Annotated in this window: 11 protein-coding genes; 3 read left to right on the forward strand and 8 right to left on the reverse strand. The window is 60.9% G+C overall.

Annotated features, from left to right (window positions below; translation table 11 throughout):
- Positions 1 to 3: 3 nt before the first annotated feature.
- Positions 4 to 522, reverse strand: coding sequence for a hypothetical protein (locus tag AB0J47_RS22820; RefSeq protein WP_364349212.1), 519 nt, complete (start codon positions 520 to 522; stop codon positions 4 to 6).
- 99 nt (positions 523 to 621) lie between these two features.
- Complete coding sequence (locus AB0J47_RS22825; protein ID WP_327094657.1) at positions 622 to 840, reverse strand: hypothetical protein; 219 nt, start codon at positions 838 to 840, stop codon at positions 622 to 624.
- 301 nt (positions 841 to 1141) lie between these two features.
- On the opposite strand from AB0J47_RS22825, the gene AB0J47_RS22830 reads away from it, so the two are divergent.
- Positions 1142 to 2350 carry a helix-turn-helix transcriptional regulator gene (locus tag AB0J47_RS22830; protein WP_364349217.1) on the forward strand — a complete coding sequence of 403 codons (1209 nt, stop codon included), beginning with the start codon at positions 1142 to 1144 and terminating at the stop codon, positions 2348 to 2350.
- Positions 2351 to 2355: 5 nt separating this feature from the next.
- Here AB0J47_RS22830 and AB0J47_RS22835 read toward each other — a convergent pair whose 3' ends face one another.
- Both AB0J47_RS22835 and AB0J47_RS22840 read right to left on the reverse strand, forming a co-directional pair.
- Positions 2356 to 2754, reverse strand: coding sequence for a hypothetical protein (locus AB0J47_RS22835; protein WP_364349220.1), 399 nt, complete (start codon positions 2752 to 2754; stop codon positions 2356 to 2358).
- 308 nt (positions 2755 to 3062) lie between these two features.
- Positions 3063 to 5009, reverse strand: a complete 1947-nt coding sequence (locus AB0J47_RS22840) for a DUF2075 domain-containing protein (protein WP_364349223.1) — start codon at positions 5007 to 5009, stop codon at positions 3063 to 3065.
- 158 nt (positions 5010 to 5167) lie between these two features.
- Between AB0J47_RS22840 and AB0J47_RS22845 the strand changes: the two genes are divergently transcribed.
- Both AB0J47_RS22845 and AB0J47_RS22850 read left to right on the forward strand, forming a co-directional pair.
- Complete coding sequence (locus AB0J47_RS22845) at positions 5168 to 5533, forward strand: nucleotide pyrophosphohydrolase (RefSeq protein ID WP_364349226.1); 366 nt, start codon at positions 5168 to 5170, stop codon at positions 5531 to 5533.
- 519 nt (positions 5534 to 6052) lie between these two features.
- Positions 6053 to 8896, forward strand: a complete 2844-nt coding sequence (locus AB0J47_RS22850) for a P-loop NTPase fold protein (protein WP_364349229.1) — start codon at positions 6053 to 6055, stop codon at positions 8894 to 8896.
- A gap of 113 nt (positions 8897 to 9009) precedes the next feature.
- Here the strand turns inward: AB0J47_RS22850 and AB0J47_RS22855 are convergent, their stop codons facing one another.
- The 4 genes from AB0J47_RS22855 to AB0J47_RS22870 all read right to left on the reverse strand — a co-directional run bounded on the left by AB0J47_RS22855 (position 9010) and on the right by AB0J47_RS22870 (position 15846).
- The gene (locus AB0J47_RS22855) at positions 9010 to 10998 is read right to left on the reverse strand and encodes an AarF/UbiB family protein (RefSeq protein ID WP_364349232.1); all 1989 of its coding nucleotides are present in this window, start codon (positions 10996 to 10998) and stop codon (positions 9010 to 9012) included.
- Positions 10999 to 11177: 179 nt separating this feature from the next.
- Entirely contained in the window at positions 11178 to 12032 is an 855-nt protein-coding gene (locus AB0J47_RS22860; protein WP_364349235.1) for a hypothetical protein, read from the reverse strand.
- The gene (locus tag AB0J47_RS22865) at positions 12029 to 12916 is read right to left on the reverse strand and encodes a vWA domain-containing protein (protein ID WP_364349238.1); all 888 of its coding nucleotides are present in this window, start codon (positions 12914 to 12916) and stop codon (positions 12029 to 12031) included. The genes AB0J47_RS22860 and AB0J47_RS22865 overlap by 4 nt, the downstream gene beginning before the upstream one ends.
- Positions 12917 to 13080: 164 nt before the next feature.
- Positions 13081 to 15846 carry an AAA domain-containing protein gene (locus tag AB0J47_RS22870; RefSeq protein ID WP_364349241.1) on the reverse strand — a complete coding sequence of 922 codons (2766 nt, stop codon included), beginning with the start codon at positions 15844 to 15846 and terminating at the stop codon, positions 13081 to 13083.
- Positions 15847 to 16876: the final 1030 nt, after the last annotated feature.

The raw sequence follows: 16876 nt of genomic DNA on the forward strand, positions 1-16876 counted from the left end.
CGATCACCGCCCGAGCACGAGTTGCTGGCCGGATTCGATCGCGGCCACCAGGCAGTCGTAGCCCTGGCACAGCTGTGCCAACCGGGTTGCCTCGGGCGGCTCCTCGTCGGTCGCAACGGCGGCGAGTACCAACCCCCAGAGGTCGGCCATCCGTGCAACCAGCGCCCCGATGCTTTCGGTCTGCACGACCATGACTGGAGTGCCCTCCGGCACGCCGGTGATCGGGACTGGTGGTGGGGCCGAGGGTGGTGCGATTACCGGTTGCTTTTGGCGGTGGTCGACCGCATCGTCGATGACGGCGATCAGGGTGTCGATAGCCTCGCGCGCCGAAACCAGCTGCGAGGCAGCCTGTTTAAGTTTGCGATGGCCGGTCTGTTCGTCTGCGAGAGACAGTAGTGCGTGTCGATATTGTCGCTGGCAGGCCACCAGATCGATCGCCGCATCGACGATGTCACCGCCCTGCAGCGGCCGTAGCCCGGCTAAGGACGCCAGCAATACCTCACTCGACGGCAACGCCGTCACCGGCGCCCATGTTGAGGTTGTCTCACTTGGAGTGTCGTCTGTGGCGTTCGGGGGACGATCCTGCCGTGCGTCGTTCTCATGCGTGCTGGTCACGGCCGATCACCGCGGCTTACTCGTGGACAGCACCATCTGGCCGGCTTCGACCAGTGTGTCGAGCGCGGATGCTTTCCGCGGGCAGTTCTTGGCCCGGCAGGCGAGATGGATCTGAACGACTTCGTGGGCTTGGGCGGGGGTGAACGGCACCATCGGTGCGGCATGCGCCGCAGCGTCGCACAGCGCGATGAGTTGGTACATGGCAAGGGAATTGGCAGTGGCCATCGTTTTCGGCATCTCCTGGTCGGGCGGGCTCGATCGGGGGTGCCCGGCACCGGGGGCGTTTCGCCACCGGCCTGCCACTCTGGCGGGTCGGTGCGCCGGACGAGGGGTTCGGCGTCGGCCCGGTGCCGGGTACCAGGGCTGACCGTAGGGCCGCAAAAGCGGCTATTTCCCGCTCAAATGGGGAGTCGTTTTAAAACATACGGAAATCGGTATAAAGTCCGTATGGGCGTGAAAACGCTTGATAGTCAATGCCGATCCGCCATAACCATGAACGCAACATGATGTAGCGGGGAGCCCGACGATGCACATGACGACCGGTGAGACGATCCGACGGATACGCAAATCCATCGGTATGACACAGGCGGAACTCGGCGCACTCCTGCACTTCACGCAGCCCGCTGTCTCGCAGCTGGAGCATGATGGCCCGGCCGTTTATGATGTGCGCGTTCTCCGCCGTGTGGCGAAAGCTCTACAAGTGCCGCTCGCCATACTCGCGGTGGAGTCGGATGAGGAGGCGGAGGTGAACCGACGCCAATTTTTCAAATCGGGGGCGGTCGGAGTTGGTACTGCTATGGCGGCAGATAGACGACAGATCCCTCCGCCGGTTTCCGCGGGAGTCAGGCTTGGCCAAACGGACGTCGAGCGAATCACCAAGAGCGTCAATCAGATCCACGAGCTTCAGCTGATAGCTGGTGGTGATCGGTTGTGCGAGGTCGCCGCCAACGAAGTGCGGTATGTCGAACAGCTACTGGATCTGGGTAGCTACAGCGACGAGGTCGGTAAGGCCCTGACCGGCACCGGTGCCGAGATGATGACTGCTGCAGGATGGGTCCACTACGACGCCGGCCGCTGGGGCGACGCGAGACGCTATTACGCCGATGCCGTTCAGGCCGCTACGGCTGCGGGTGAGGGTACCGCTGCTGCTCACGCTTGGATCAATGCCTGCCTGTTGTCATATCGCGAGGGTTCGCGGCCCAGAGAAGGGGTCCAGTTGGCTGAAGCCGCGCAGCTTGCGGCTAGGAGGCAGGGTGGCCCGAAGCTGCGGGCCCTTGCAGCCATCCGCGAGGCCGAAGCGCACAGCGCGATTGGCGATCGTGCCGCTATGGAGGCAGCAGTGAGCCGGGCGCACCGCGCGTACGACTCGACCAGAGGGCAGGATCCCGCCTATCTGGCGCATTTGCCTGAAGCGCAGCTCAGTGGTTTGACTGGGCTGGCCTTCATGCGCCTCGGCAATCATCAGTCAGCGACGGCCTATCTGCAGGCGGCCATATACGGCACGGCGGTCTATCCCCGTGAACGTACTGCCTGGCAGATCCGTTTGGCGCAGAACTTCATTCGGGCCGGGGACGTTGCCGAGGGATGTGTCGTGTTGACCGACAACTTTGAGGACATCGCCAAGGTTGGGTCGACCCGCCTTCAAAGAACACTTCACGAGATCGCTGATGATCTGCGACCGTATTCATCGGTACCTGAGGCTAGGGACTTCCTTGGTATGTGGACGGCCCGCTGATACCGCTAATCTCTCTCGCGAAGATATCTGGCAACTCGTCTAGTCAGCAGTGCATATCTTTGTCTCGTGCTCTCGTACGACAGGCAGAACTCGCGGGTCGATGCGAAGCCTTTCCTTTTTGGTTCTGGCTTAGAAAACTGTGTCGTATCCGGGAACTGCTGCCGGGTGAGGTCGACGATGCCGCCATCGACGAGATTGAAATAGTGCGAGACTGTTTCAGCGGTGGGCAGGGTGGCAGTCGTATTGAGGATCTCGCCACCGAGGTAGTCCTGGACGACACACGCAGTGACAGCGCACTGTCCCTTTGCGCGGTTGGCTTCCGTCCAGCTCGAGGCTGCACTTGTATCCACTGACCACGAATGTTCCAGTGCAGTTCTGAGGGCCTCAATGGCGACTGTGCCCATGCTCGGAGAGTACCAAGCGGCTGGTGGCGCTCTGCGAAAGCCCTGATGGGCGCCGAGCAGGATCTCGGTGATCCGAGTGCTGAATCCCGATATCGAGCAGACAGTCTGCCGCACAGACAGGCGGGTCGGCACAAGTCTGACGCGCCACTGACCCCCTTGAAGATCGCTGGTCGGCTGGATATCGGCGCCCGTCAGTGGGTGAGTGGTTTGCTGGCGCCGGTGGGGTGACCGGTCGGACACTGAGCTCGTTTCGAGGTAGTGCCTGGTTACTCCAGCATTGGATGCGGTCAGGCTCGGGCGGTGGCCGGTTATACGAGGGAATCGGCCAGACCAGAGATGAACTCCTGGGTTTCTGGGTCGACCGCGTAGAGGACCACCCCTTGCATCCCTCGGGTCAGCAAAACCTTGTACGTGTTGCGAATGAGGATGTCGAAATCTTCATCGAAGAGTTTCTTGCTTTTGAGCTGTTTGTCTTTGTTGGCGTCCCGCCGCACTACCAGGTGCCCGTCCTGTACGACGATCTCCGGTCCAAGAATGACACCTGCCCAGTCGAACTCGAATCCCTGTGCGGTGTAGATGCAACCGACCTGTTCGAAGCCCCTTGGGTCATGCGCCCACAGCCAACTCGGAGGGGGGTCATCTGGACCGCCGATCGTTTTCTTGTATTTGTTCCACGGTTTGGACCAGTCACCGATCTTGATGTCGGGTACGAGGGTCCCGTCGATGTCCGGGTCGGGAGTCCACTCCCAGCAGTAGCCTGCGGTGATCCTCGCGGTGACCGTTGGAGTGATTTTCGAGCGGAGGAAGTCCTCCATCTGCTGCGGTGAACTTGCTATGCGGACTACGAAATGGTCGTCGTCTTTCCATGGCATCGGTCCAAACGCTCTCAGGCCGAGCAGGTTCAGTACCCACTCGTCGTAGGCTGCGCTGCCACCGCAGCGGAATTGACCGTCGAGGTTGATCTGGAAGACCGGCAGCCCTGCACGAGCGGCATGGTCTCTGATGTGGTCGATCGTTCCGACTTCGTTCGGCCGGACCACTTGGTTCTCGTCGAGCAGGAAAACCGGAACCGTTGCGGCCTCTATCAGTTCATCGACCTGCGGGCGCTTCGTCCGAAGCGTGCTCCGAGTGAATCGGTCGGTCGAAGTCCGCCGGAGGCGGTGAGCTTCGTCGCAGATGACCACATCCAACCACTCCGTCTGCATGGTGGTCAGGCTCTTGTAGTAGGTGATCTGCTTTTCCAGGTCGGCTTCTTGCTTACCGTAGATTCTTCGCATGGTTCTGGTTATGGCCTCCGACCCTGTCGCGTATCGCACCTGACGTTTCTCCTTACGGAGACGTTGAAGTAGCGACAGCGCGATGATGCTCTTACCACTGCCAGGGCCGCCGGTCACGAGCACGACGGTCCTGTGCTTGCTTCTGTGTGAGAGACTGATCCGGCTCATCACCGCCTCGAAGGCGAGTTTTTGATTGTCCACCAGCGACTCTCCGGCCGTGCGGAGATCTGCCGTTGTGGAATTCAGGAGTGTCGTTCTTCGGCGGACCGCGCTAGCGAGCAATCGATCCGCCGCGGAGCTGCCGGAGGTGGGTGCGAGCTGAGTGTGTAGATATTTGATGAACTCGTCGCGCTGGTCGTCGGTAAACAAGCGTCCGAATTGATCGGGACTGAGGTGGAACAGTGGCTCGACAGACTCCTTTTCGGCGTTGTGCAAGAAGGCCACACCGTGCAGTGCCTCGGGGCGGTCATGGAATATGGTGACGTCTCTTTGGAGATACCTGCAGTAGCCCCGCACCTGCTCGACGGGGTGAAGGTGATCGCCCTGCGTGTGTAGTGACCACACGATCAGGTCGCTGCCCCAACCCAGCTCGGCATGGCTCCATTGCTTCAGCTCCACCACAACGTAGTTGTCGGCGCCAGTCTTCGGATGGACGCCGGCGAGAATCACGTCGGCGCGTTGGCTCGAGCCCGGAAGCGAGCACTCGATCAGCATGGCGACGCCGCGCAGTTTGGCTTTGATCAAGAGCTTGGCAAGTACGGGAAGACTGTTCTCCCACGATCGCCGCTCCTTCGGATTACCTTTCTTACCTGCTCCTTCGGCGATAGCCGTCACCAGCTCACCTCGGCGTGCCAAGGCCACGACTTCTGGAGCAGTCGAGTTGAACGACCGAAGCGTCACAGAACCCCCACCATTCGAAACCTGTTGTAGTGCCGCAATATCCGAGACGTGGTCGCTCAGCGGACCACTGTTGATCATCGGAATGCTAGCGCGTCCTGCACGATTGCTAGGCGAACCCTTCCAGATCGAGGTGATTTAGTCCGACTCCCGTCGCCACGATGGATTCCTGTTGATCGTCGACCGCAGGTTCGCGCCCGTGGCGTAGATCGCCGGGCATCACCTGCTAGAACCAACCCATGGCAATCGACAGGCTCCAGCGCATGGTTGCGGACTTCGCGGCGGAGCGATCGTGGGAACGTTTCCACACACCCAAGAACCTCGTCATGGCGCTGACCGGGGAGGTCGGTGAGCTGTCCGAGCTCTTCCAATGGCTGACCGCTGAGCAGAGCCAGGCGCTCATGGACGACCCAGCGCGGCGCACTCCCGTCGAGGAGGAGGTCGCCGACGTTTTCATCTATCTGCTGCGACTTGCTGATGTCCTGCAGATCGATCTCGTTGCCGCAGTTGAAGCGAAGTTGCGGAAGAACGCCGAACGCTATCCGATCCAGCAGGCTTATGGCCAAGCAGTCAAGTACACGGAACTCGGCAGCAGCAAGGATTAGGTTGTTCAGCGCTGGTAGTGAGGTGTTTCCAGATGCTGCTATCAGGTGAAGCCATGAGCCAATCCGTAGCCGCGACAGGGTAAATCCGCCTCGCCGTGGATGAATGGTCAAGATGGCCGTCAGCGAAGACCTTTCCTCAGCCAGCTCGTGATATCGGCTGCGATCAATCGGTGCTTGTGCCTCAAATCCGTTGAGACACAGCCATGAACACGAGCAATGGCTACATCAAATCGTTGAACGCCGTTCGCGACGAATGCCTCAACATCGACAGCTTCTGGTTGCTTGACCCATGCCAGGGTCGTGATCAGCGACTGGAGGTAACGTGACCGCGCTGGTTTGGTCCGGGGTTTGTGAGAGTCTGCATGCCCAGGATTTGGGCGGGAGGACTACTACAACTACCACCGTCTCCACGGCGGCCTCAAGACGTCCGGCATTCAAGCATCTTCGATATTCGTTGCACTACAATGTCTTTCGATCTGATCGAAGCACACATCGAGATGTACTGAGCACGGGGGACGCATGGCCGCATCCGAGATTCCCTCCGATGTCAACCTCGGCGAAATCGCCGGAACGCGATATTCGATCGCCCTGACAAGCAGCCCGTGGGAAACGGATGTCGACACGATCGTGGTTTCCGTAGGCGGCAGCCTTGGCCAGCTCGGCCAGGCGCTACAAAGTGAGTTCCCGAATGCCGCATGGGAATCGATCCCCTTCGACAAGATCAGCGCGGGCGAGCCTCAGGTTCTGCCGTTGCGCGCCCTAGGCAACTCCAGCCGGTTGGAGCGGGCCGTGCTCGTCACCGTGCTCGACGAACCCGGTGGATTGGGGGACATCAACGATGACTCGTTGAAAATGGCAGTGCTCAGCGGGATTGCCACCGCTATCGACAGCGGCGCGAAGATCCTGGGGCTGCCCTTGCTGGCTACCGGCGCCCATAGCCTGCCTAGGGATCAGGTTGCAGAAATCCTTGTGCCCACCGTGATCGGTGGGGTGCAGGACATGTCTGGCCGCAAACTCGAAGCACTCGTGTTCGTGTGCCAGACCGAGGAGACCGCAGCGCCGATCGAGCGCACGTTTCGGCGATTGTCTGCCGCTTTCACTCCATCGATCGAGCTGACCGGCGGCACTACTACCGATATGGTTGACCCCAACAAGGGGCTCCCGCTGACCGACGACTGTATGGGCACCGCGCTCTATGTCTCGATGCTCGCTACAGTTCTGGCCGATCGGGACACGCAATTGCCGATCTCTGTAGGAATTTTCGGTGAATGGGGCTCCGGCAAAAGCCATTTCATGGCAATGCTACGTCATCAAGTCGCCATAGTGGCTGGAGCCGATGGCAATCGGTATTGCGATCACATCGCGCAGATCGGTTTCAACGCATGGCACTACGCAGACAGCAATCTTTGGGCGAGTCTTGCCGACGAGATATTCCGGCAGCTGGCCGTCCCCGAATCCGACTCGGACACACCGAAACTCGCTGAGAAGGTGCGTGCGGCACTCACCGACAATCTCGAGCAACGGCGGCAGCTCGAAGCCACAGTGGAACATGCACGGACCAGCGCCGCCGAACTACAGGCCGAGCTGGACTCCGCGATCGCGGAGCAACAAGGCAAGGTATCGAATCTGCTGGTGGCGCTGCGCAAATCGCCGAAAGTGCGCAAACGGATCGATGATGTGTGGCGCCAACTCGGTATCGAGGACGACATTACCCAGGTTAAGGTGTTTCAGGCGCAACTCAACGGCACCATGTCCGAAGCCGACGCCCTCGGTCGGGCAGCGACCGACCGCAACGGCCGACGCCGTCTGATCGTTGCGGTCTTCCTCCTCCTGAGTGGTGCCATCGCCGCGATGGCGCTCCCGGCCGCGCGCGGATGGCTGATCGGAATCGTGGGCGTTATGTCGTTGTGTACCGGCGCGTCCGGTGTCACTTTGCTGAGCCGCGCACGGGATGGGTTTCGACATCTGCGCGATATCGTCGAAGATCTCGAAGCGGGCACGATGCTTGCCGGCCAGGACGCGGTGCGGGAAAAGCTCTCGGTCGAGTTGGCCGAACTCCGCGCCGCCGAGTCCAAACAGCGTGTTGCGCAGGGACAACTCGATGATGTCGTCGCCCGTCTCGGCGAGCTGAAGGTGCAACTGGCCGGGCTCGAACCCGGCCGGCGACTGTATGCCTTTTTGGCCGATCGCGCGCACGGCGACTCGTACACGAGAAATCTTGGCCTCATCTCCACGATCAGAAAGGACTTCCAGCAGCTCGTCACGTTATTGGCCGAGGCGCGTCAGTCCCCGGAGAAATGGGGAGTATCTGGGCCGCCGATCGACCGAATCATCTTGTATATCGATGATCTCGACCGTTGCCGACCTGAGCAGGTCGTCGAGGTTCTCCAGGCTGTCCATCTTTTGCTGGCTTTCGAGCTCTTCATCGTCGTTGTCGGCGTCGACCCGCGGTGGCTGCTGCGCTCCTTGCGCAGTCAGTACACGGGCCTGTTGCACGACGGCCAGACCAATCCATTCACGGACTGGCATACGCCGGAGGACTATCTGGAAAAGATCCTTAACATCCCACTCACACTGCCCCCGATGCCGACGGGGAGCCTGGGCCGGCTGGTCCGATCGATGGTCGCAGGAGCCACCCCGAACATGAACTCGGCCACTCGCCAAGCACGCGTGCCGCGGTCGGCCGGAGACATCGGCCGCGCACCATCCGTGAGGTCCGAGAGCATTCTCGATATCGGCATCGATCCCGGATCGGAGGTTGACAGCCAACGCCGTCCGGAAATCGTTCGCCAAGAACGCAAGCCGCTCACCGAACCCGAGATCACACTACTGGCTGTGTTGGAGCCTCTCATCGACACACCACGCGAAGCCAAACGTCTGATCAATCTGTATCGCATGGTGCGCGCCACACGCGATCTGTCCGACGCATCCCGATTCCTCGGCATCGACGGCAGACCGGGAGAGTTCCAAGCCGTCGTCATACTGCTGGGACTGCTGACAGCGCACGCAAAGCTGTTGAGCAGCGTGCTCGACACACCACCCGATCCTGAGAGCGGGGTGGAAGGTGGTCTCAGGTATCGACCGGTGCGGACGACCTGGAACCAGTTCGTCGCGGACCTCGAACCGCGCTGTGCGAACAGCGGCTGGACCAACGCGACTGTTGGCCCGCTCCCGGAACATCAACTGCAGCAATGGGTCCGGCTGTATCGTGGCATGACCGCAGTTTCGGCGTTCATAGACATTCCGGATCTGTCCTCCCTACAGACCTGGCTACCGCACATCCGACGTTTCTCTTATTCCATGGTATCGACCAACGGTTCGGAACCAGAGATACTGTCGCAAATCCAGCACGTAGCGACTTGATCAAAGTACGTACGAAAGAGCTCAAACCCCATGGTGTAACGACGTTTTTCGGATCACGGGACCATCGCAACATGGTGTTCCTGGGTTTGCCCGGGACGGGTAATCAACGTTGCCTATCGGCCAATCAGCGCGAAGCGGCAATAGCGGGTATGGGAAAGCATCCTCTGGTGCCTACGGGTGTCAGCGATGCTCGTCTTTATCAAGGCGAGTTCAGTCTGGGCGGTCTGGACCTGTACGAGACGTCTGGCGAAATCCTCGCGCTGTTTTGCGGCCGCTTCGGCCGCTTTTGCAGCGTCGTCGGACAGGCGTCTCAGTCCGACCTCGAGCCGTTGCTTGGCCAGGTCTCTCCGAGACTGGGCGTCGATGTCGAGGCTTTGGCGTTCACTCCTGAGTTGTTTGCGATCACTGGCGAACCGATCGGTTATCGCCGGGCCTAGAGTGGGTGAGTGAATAGTGCATCGCAGCCGCGCTTTCGAGGCTAGGTCGTCTCTCCACGCCATCAGCGCGCTCGCCTTGGCCTCCCCGATGCCTCTGACGTGCACTGCCTGTCCATTCGCGCGGACGATCATCACCGTCACAGAGTTGTAGCCATAGCCGCTACCCTGACTCAGGCGGGTTCCGGTGAAGTCAGCGGCTGTACGTATCCCGTGGTTCGCCAGTTCCCGTGTGAGCGCCTTTCCGATTCCAGAAATCGACGCACTGGCCACGGTGAACCGACCCAACTCGCGCTGGATAAAATCGTTCCGCTCCTTGGCGAGAGCGGCGCTGAGAGCATCCTGCAACTTCTGCGCCAGAGCACTGATTCTCCGGTCGAGATCGGCCGATACCGCGATCCTGTTTCTCTCGACCTCGGCGAGATCCTTGTCGTACTGGTGCTTCAACTGATCTCGCAGGCCCGGCAGTTGCGCCAATCGCTGCTGTTCGGACAAATCGAATTTCTCACGTTTCCTACGCAGTGCCGCTCCGGCGTTGACGGCGTCGGCGGCCTCACGCCGTCGAATGCCGAGGTCGCGCAGCTGCTGCCGAAGAGTGATGGTTTCCGCGCGGGATCGCTGGCCCGCCCACACTGCGACCGCGGCACCGGCCATCAGGGCGAGCGTGATCGTGACCGGAATGCTCAAGGCCACACAGACAACGGGGATCACCAGCGTGACCATGAGCAGAATCGCAGCAAGGATATCGATGCCTCGGCGCCCTGCAAATCGTGGCATCATGTCGAGGGGGGTCGTTGCACCGCCCGATGGCGGTGGCGTTGGAGGCACTAGGTGCCCGTTCATCCAGCTGGGGAGACCGCCGTTGCCGGTCGCACCCGTGTGAGCGACCACGGGGGCAACCGCCGCAGCGACTGATGTCGTCGCCAGTGCAGGGAGGTCCGCCAGAGGTTGTGAAGCCAGCCAACAAACCTGCTCTGCCAGTTTCCGTATCTGCCCGTCCGAGTGCGACAGCAATGCCGGAAATCTCGGTGAGATCGACGGGTGTTTGAAATCCTCGTCGGTGAGCAGCAGATACTCGCCTTGTGGTTCGTGTAGCTGCCCCCATAAGACGGGGTCGACAGCGATGGCTTTCAATGCAAAGTAGATGACCCACGCAGAGAATCGGTCCATTTCGGCATCGAAGTCGTGGTCACCACGACTCGGGGACTGATAGTTCCGGTGTCCTCTCTCGGTTCCGCCCAGATCGGCTAACGCTGGCACGAACATGCCGTCGTAGTCCAGCAGGCGCAGGGTTCCGTCATCGGCGACGAGAAGGTTGCCATGCTGCAGGTCGCCGTGGGCGATGCCGTGTAACGCGAGATCTGAGATCAGCTCCGAGAACCGTTCGGCGAGGCGGTCGATACCGTGGCTATCGCGGTGGTGCGCGTCGAGCCATGCCGATAAGGTGACGCCTTGTGCCCACTCCATTTTCAGGACCGGGTATCGGCTCGTTCCGACGAGCACTGCGTCCGGTAGATACTCGAAGCCGATCTTCCACGGCTGGGATAGCTTCGATGAGGACAACGCGGTGAGCTTCTCGCTGATGGCACGGTATCGGGCCTGCTGATCAGGTACATGACGTGTGAAGCATTTGACGGCGTATCGGTGACCGGTAACCTCGTGGGTCAAGGGGAAGACGCTGGCGAATGCTCCTGAAATTGCCCGTGGCTGACGGAGTTTGGTCAGTTCCGGGACGGATTCCCTGAGCTCGGCGTGTGTGAAGCATAGTCGAGGATGCTGGAGGGCCTCTTGGTAATTTCCAGCGGTGGGGAATTCGCGCATCGCGTCTGGGACGGTGGCCATCCGCGCTATCTCCCCTCGACATCGATTCGAATCAAGGCGACGTCGTCGTTACGTAGCTCCTGTCGATCGCGGAGCTTCTCCAGCCAATCGGTGAATCCGCTAGCGTCGTGCGGGCCGCCGAACTCTAGAAGTTCGTGGAGTGCTGTGATCGAGTTGTCCGCGGCCAGGAACCATGCAGCCAAGGCGTCGGACATCAGCAACAGTCTGTCGCCAGGCAGACAAACGCCTTCGGCGAACCGGGTACGGGCCATCAACAGGGCCGTGTCGCGGTTGCGACTGCCGAAAAGGTCAGGGTTCGTGCCGAATTCATCGGCGTTCTCGATAGGAAACGACCGGATCGGCAGATCGTCGCGGATATGGAACAGGCAGGAGTCTCCCAATGCTGCGGCCTGCCAACGCCACTCGAAAATCGGCTGCACTGCCTCGGAGCAGGCGTCGGGTGGACTGCTCGGTGCGACTCGGACACTGAGCATGGTCGCGAAGGTGCTTCCTGCAAGTTTCGCCTGCTCATACCACTTGAGCGGGCGGCCTGCCGCCGCGCGGCGGCAAGCGTATTCGTCCAGCCAGGGATCCCATCGGTTTACGACATCAGTGGCGAACTCTTCGAAAGTCGGCCCTGCTTTGAAGAAATGCGGTTCGGATAGTGCTCTGGCTGCTGAGGCAGAGGCCAGCACGAATGCCCAATCCTTCGCGAGCACACTCTCGGTCGCGCCATCGCACACGCTGGCCGCGACCGGACCCTCGATCAACTCATCGAACGGGGCTTCCGGCAGCACAGATACCACGTCCTCGCACTCGCTCGCTGAGCTGCCGCGCTTCGCTGCGACCAGATGAGTGACGTAGAGACCGGGAGATGTCACCTCAGTTCGGTCGCACGCGTTCCGATGTCCAGGAATTGGACAACCGACGTGATGTCCGCGTTGTAGACGAATCCGCGAGTGGACTCGCTGACTTGCTGGCCTTGAGCCGCCGCGTAGGAGCGCATGTGACTGGGCAGCACACTCGACATTGCAAAAAGTGTTTGAGCGTAGGTATCGGGCAGACCGGCATCGGAGCTGGGAAATGTGAACGGAGAGCCGCCGGTGGCCGAAACGTGCAGATTGAACAGCAGCACGGCTCCGTCCGCGGTGGCCTGAGAGGTAATGGCGGCAGCGGCTTCGGTGGGAGTGCCGTCGGTTGACTCGCCATCAGTCAGATTGATGACGATAGGCGGGAATCCTCCCGGGTAGCGCTCGATCCACCCCCTTACAAGAGTCTCCGCGTATCGGAGCGCACGGTTCATCGGCGTACCACCGTTGGCGACGGGGTCCATCCACAGCGGAAACGCGACCGTTGTCTCGACCAAGCCACCGGCCCCGTCCGGGACTTTCTTGGTTCGTTCGTCTACGCGTGCCGGGTTGTCGGCGACCTCGCTGAGTGGTACCAGGTCCCTACTGGCGAGTGCTCCGGAGAAAGCCGATCCGACGGTCGCGCCGTAGCCGATCACCGCAACGTGAAAGTAGTCCCTGACCCCTTCTTCCTTCGCGCACTTGACGGATAGCTCGGTCAGCAACCGGTTGATCGCATCCGCAACGACATCCGCCTTCTTCTGCGGCACTTCACCACCGATCTGGTCGGCCATTGACGTCGACTGGTCGACGAGGAAGACGAAGCAAGTCGGATTTGTGCGGCTGATCTCTGCCGTATACGGCATAGACGCTCCCCCAATGCATAACGACTGACGGGATACGCCAGCGTGGCGCATCACACGAAACTCGGCAATTATAATGGAAGCGAACCTTCCGAACAAGGGTCAATCACATTGCGCACCTTGCGGTTTGGTGAGGTCATGCGATGGATAAATACCAGCGAGTCGGTATTTGAAAGACTGGGCTACCTCACCTCCGGGTTTCCTATTCGGACCGACCGTCATCCCCTGAGCTGGTCGAATTCCCGCCGAAGCCGCTCGACCTCTTCACTACCGGTGGTTGGAAACCGTAAGAGCGGTATCCGGTATGCATCGCAGATACTGTCCTTCAACGCATCTCGCGACAGTTGCACGGGATCGTTCTCGTGATACGCGAACCCATCCACTTCGATCGCACACAGCGGCAGATTGGTCACCCGGTTGTAGACGACGAAGTCGATCGATGCGCGCCTGCGTACGAACCCGCGCTGCTCTTCGCTGAGCAAGCGGGTGTCGGGCAGTAGGTTCATCAGCAGGACTTGCGAAGTCACGCTCAGTTCGCGGTACTCGTCTTCGCGCACCAGATCCTCGAGTACGGTCTGCATGATCGCTTCGGACGGAACCTCCCCGGTTCGGTTGCGGACTCGTTTCGCCAGTGGGCGCAGACGCGCCGAGTATTCCCCGTACAGCAGATCGAACACCGAAACCACCGAACTGTCGAAAGCCTCCTTATCTGGATGGTGGTATCGGATGTAGCCGATCAGATCCCGCAAGTGTCGGCTCCCCGGCAGCATGTCGCGGTTGGTCACCAGCACGAAGCGCTTCTTGGCGCGCGACACCGCGACATTGACCAACTGCGGATTGTCGGCAAATTTCAGTCCGCCCTTTCCCCTTTGGCTGGCCTTGCGCTCATCCAGGACGGTGGTCATGACAATGGCGTCCTTCTCACGCCCCTGGAAACTGTGCACGGTATCGGCCTCGATGCTGGCGATGAGTTCGTCGGCCGCCCGGTCGGCCTGCTTCCGATAGGGTGTGGTGATGCCGATCTGCTGGGGCGGGAACTCGGCACAGTACTGTGGCAACACCTCTCGCCGAATCACATCGATTTCCCGCCGATTGGTGCGACCGCCCCCGTCGTGCCACCGCATATGGTTGCCCTCCACGGTCCTCGCCACCACCATCGCCTCGTATCCGGGCGGGTTGCTGGTGAAGGGAATGAGTTCGTCTCGGTAGAACTTCTTGTTGCAGAAGCCAATGATGCTCGGGTCGCAACGGTAGTGCTCCCGCAGCATAACGCGCGGCAGAAACGTATCGCCGTACAGTTCGATCAGCGACGACAGAATACTGTGCCGCTGGCAGTCATACGCGGATGCGGGTGCGGGCGGACACAGCTGTTTCGGCATATTGTCGATGAACTGTAATTGCCGCAGATCGCCGACAACGATCAGATTTCGACAGCAGGCCATCGCGATTCCCGCTGCGAGCAAATCTACCTGGGATGCTTCGTCGATAATGAGATAGTCGAGCAGCCGTCCCTTGCCGATGCTGCGCTCGAGCGAGTGGCAGGTGCTCAGGATGACCGGATAGTCGTGGCTGAACCGAGCCCATTGGCGTCGGTAGCCCTTGTCGTAGGTGCGAGGCGCCCGCTGCGCGTAGCGCTGCCGCAGACTCGCCGCGAGCCAGTCCTCGGAAAGTTGCCGCTGTTCATCCGCCAGCTGTTCGAATCGCGCCCCCGCCAAGGAGTTTCGGACCCTGTCGATCTCTCGTCCGAGCTCTGCGACCTTCTTGTCGTAGAAGGCCCTTTGCAGACGCAGCACGATCTCCACGTCCCCGGCATCGAGATGCCGCATGGACCGGTACCTGAAGTACCTCCGCATCCGGTCCCAGAGCAGCGTGATCCCTCCGGCTCGAACCAGTTCGGGATCGGTCTCGCCGATGTAGACGAGAATTTTCGCCGAGCTCCAGCGCAGCACCGGGAGCTTGTCCAGCGGTGGCAGCTCGTGCCGCTCGAAGTAGCCCTCGAAATGACGGCTCTCCAAGTCGAAGCCGCCGAGCTGTGAACGCAGTTGTGCCAGTTCTCGTTCGATGTCCTGCAGACCGCGCAGGCGACGATCTAGCTCGATCAGCCTTTTCGCGGAGGGCGGTTCCCACTGCGCGGATGCCCGCAGCTCATCGACGACCTGATTCCGCGGTGCCTGATTGGCGAGAAATTCCGCCCGCTTCTCCGCGCGCCCGAGATCGGCCGCGACATATCCGAGTCCTGCCTCAGCGAGCTTGTCGCGGACGTTCTCCACCGCCGCATTGTTGGACGACACCACCGCGATCGTCCTCGACTTGTCGACAAGGATATTGGCGATCAAATTCAGAATTGTCTGCGTCTTCCCGGTCCCCGGCGGCCCATCGATCACCGAAACTCGGTGGCGCAGAGCGTTGTCGATGGCCTCACGTTGACTCAGGTTCGTGTGGAAGGGATAGATCGGAGGAGACTGCGTAGACCCTTGCGGCTCTATCGGCCCTGCCTCGAGAAAGCGGTGCAACACGCTCTCCGGATGCACGAATGTCAACCCGGCGAATCCCTCACGCAAAGACTGGCTTCCCTCCGGCAGTAGGGCGGCCACGGCGCGCCAGTACCCCAGAACATTCGTGGTCCGCACATCGAGTGCGCCATTGCGAACAAACTGGACGCTCTGCTGCGACCGCACGGAGTACTTTCCGGATGTGCCGTAGAAGAGGTGCCACCACACCTGTCCTGGCCCAGTGAAGTACCACGCCTCGGTGATATTCTCCCAGATCTCACCATCGACCGATATGCCCGTATCCGGGCCGATTGGAACGGCCTGCGCATTGTCGAGAACGAGAACGCGTTGCGCGCTGTACCTGAAGGTCTTCCCGCTTGCGAAGGTCACATGCATCCGCCCGCCCTCGAACCGCAGGCCGGCCACCTCTCCGGTCTTGTCCTCGAACACCCCATCCGTACCGATGAGAACGGCCACCTGGCGCGGATCCATCGCATGCCCCTCCCCGACATCTCAGCCCCCCGAGCGTACTGCCGGGAAGCCAAGCGGGGCAGCATTTTTCGCTTTACAGTCAGTCGGCGAGGAGTTTCGACGTGGCCGGGTCGGTGGTGGCGCAAGTGAGGTGAATCCCCAACGGGTGATGCACATCTGACTGGACCCCGTGATTCGGTCCTCATGCGGATAATCGACAACGACATCGAAGCCGGTGCAAGAACCGCGACCCGGGTGGCGCGCCAGGGCCTCGGTTCCTCGATCCGCAGGCTTGTCCGACGAATGTGGCCGCTGCGTGAGATTCGCGTCTCACGCAGCGTCTATGACGCCGGTCTGATCCGCTGCGGAGGCGACGGTGTCCGGTGATACGAGGCGGGTATCGATTGCCGCACACTACAATTGATTCGGTCCGGAGAGTTGCCGAGTCGCGGCAGCACACGATTCTGAACGACCGTGGAGGTCTTTCGGTGGCTCGTGGATCAGTGGTCCGGAGAGTTGCGTTGCCCACGCTGGCGGGCGGCGTTGCCGCGACAGCCTTCGGGTCGTTGTAGCTGCGGCTGGCCGGGTAGCGCGGAACGCTGATAGGAACAGCAGAGCCGCAACCGCCAGCGAGCGCCCGGCGCCCCAGGTCAGCACAGCCACGGAGTACCACCATCACTGCGCTCACAGGTAGCTGCATTGACCCGATACCGATTCCGCATGTGATCGCACCCAACACGAAGAACGGAGCCGACAGGCCCGCAGCACAACCCAGAGAAAGCAGGGACGGGCACCTGTACGCACCACCACTCGGTAAGTGTCCGAGCCAGCACCCGCTTGTCAGCTTCACCCTCTGTGCCAAGGTCCAAATCTTCAATCGCTCCGCCGCATGACCGCCGGACTTCTGGGTGCCCGACGGTCCGCGCGGCCCAGGCGGAGATTCCGTGTGGATTTAACGAGAGTAGGCAACCAACCGATTCCGTGCCGCTCGTGATCGGGTAACGGAAGCTCCCCAGCCGCCGATGCGTTCAAAGGGTTCAGCGATGCGTTC

It is taken from the genome of Nocardia sp. NPDC049737 (assembly GCF_040674755.1).
In the GTDB taxonomy this organism is placed as follows: Bacteria; Actinomycetota; Actinomycetes; order Mycobacteriales; family Mycobacteriaceae; genus Nocardia.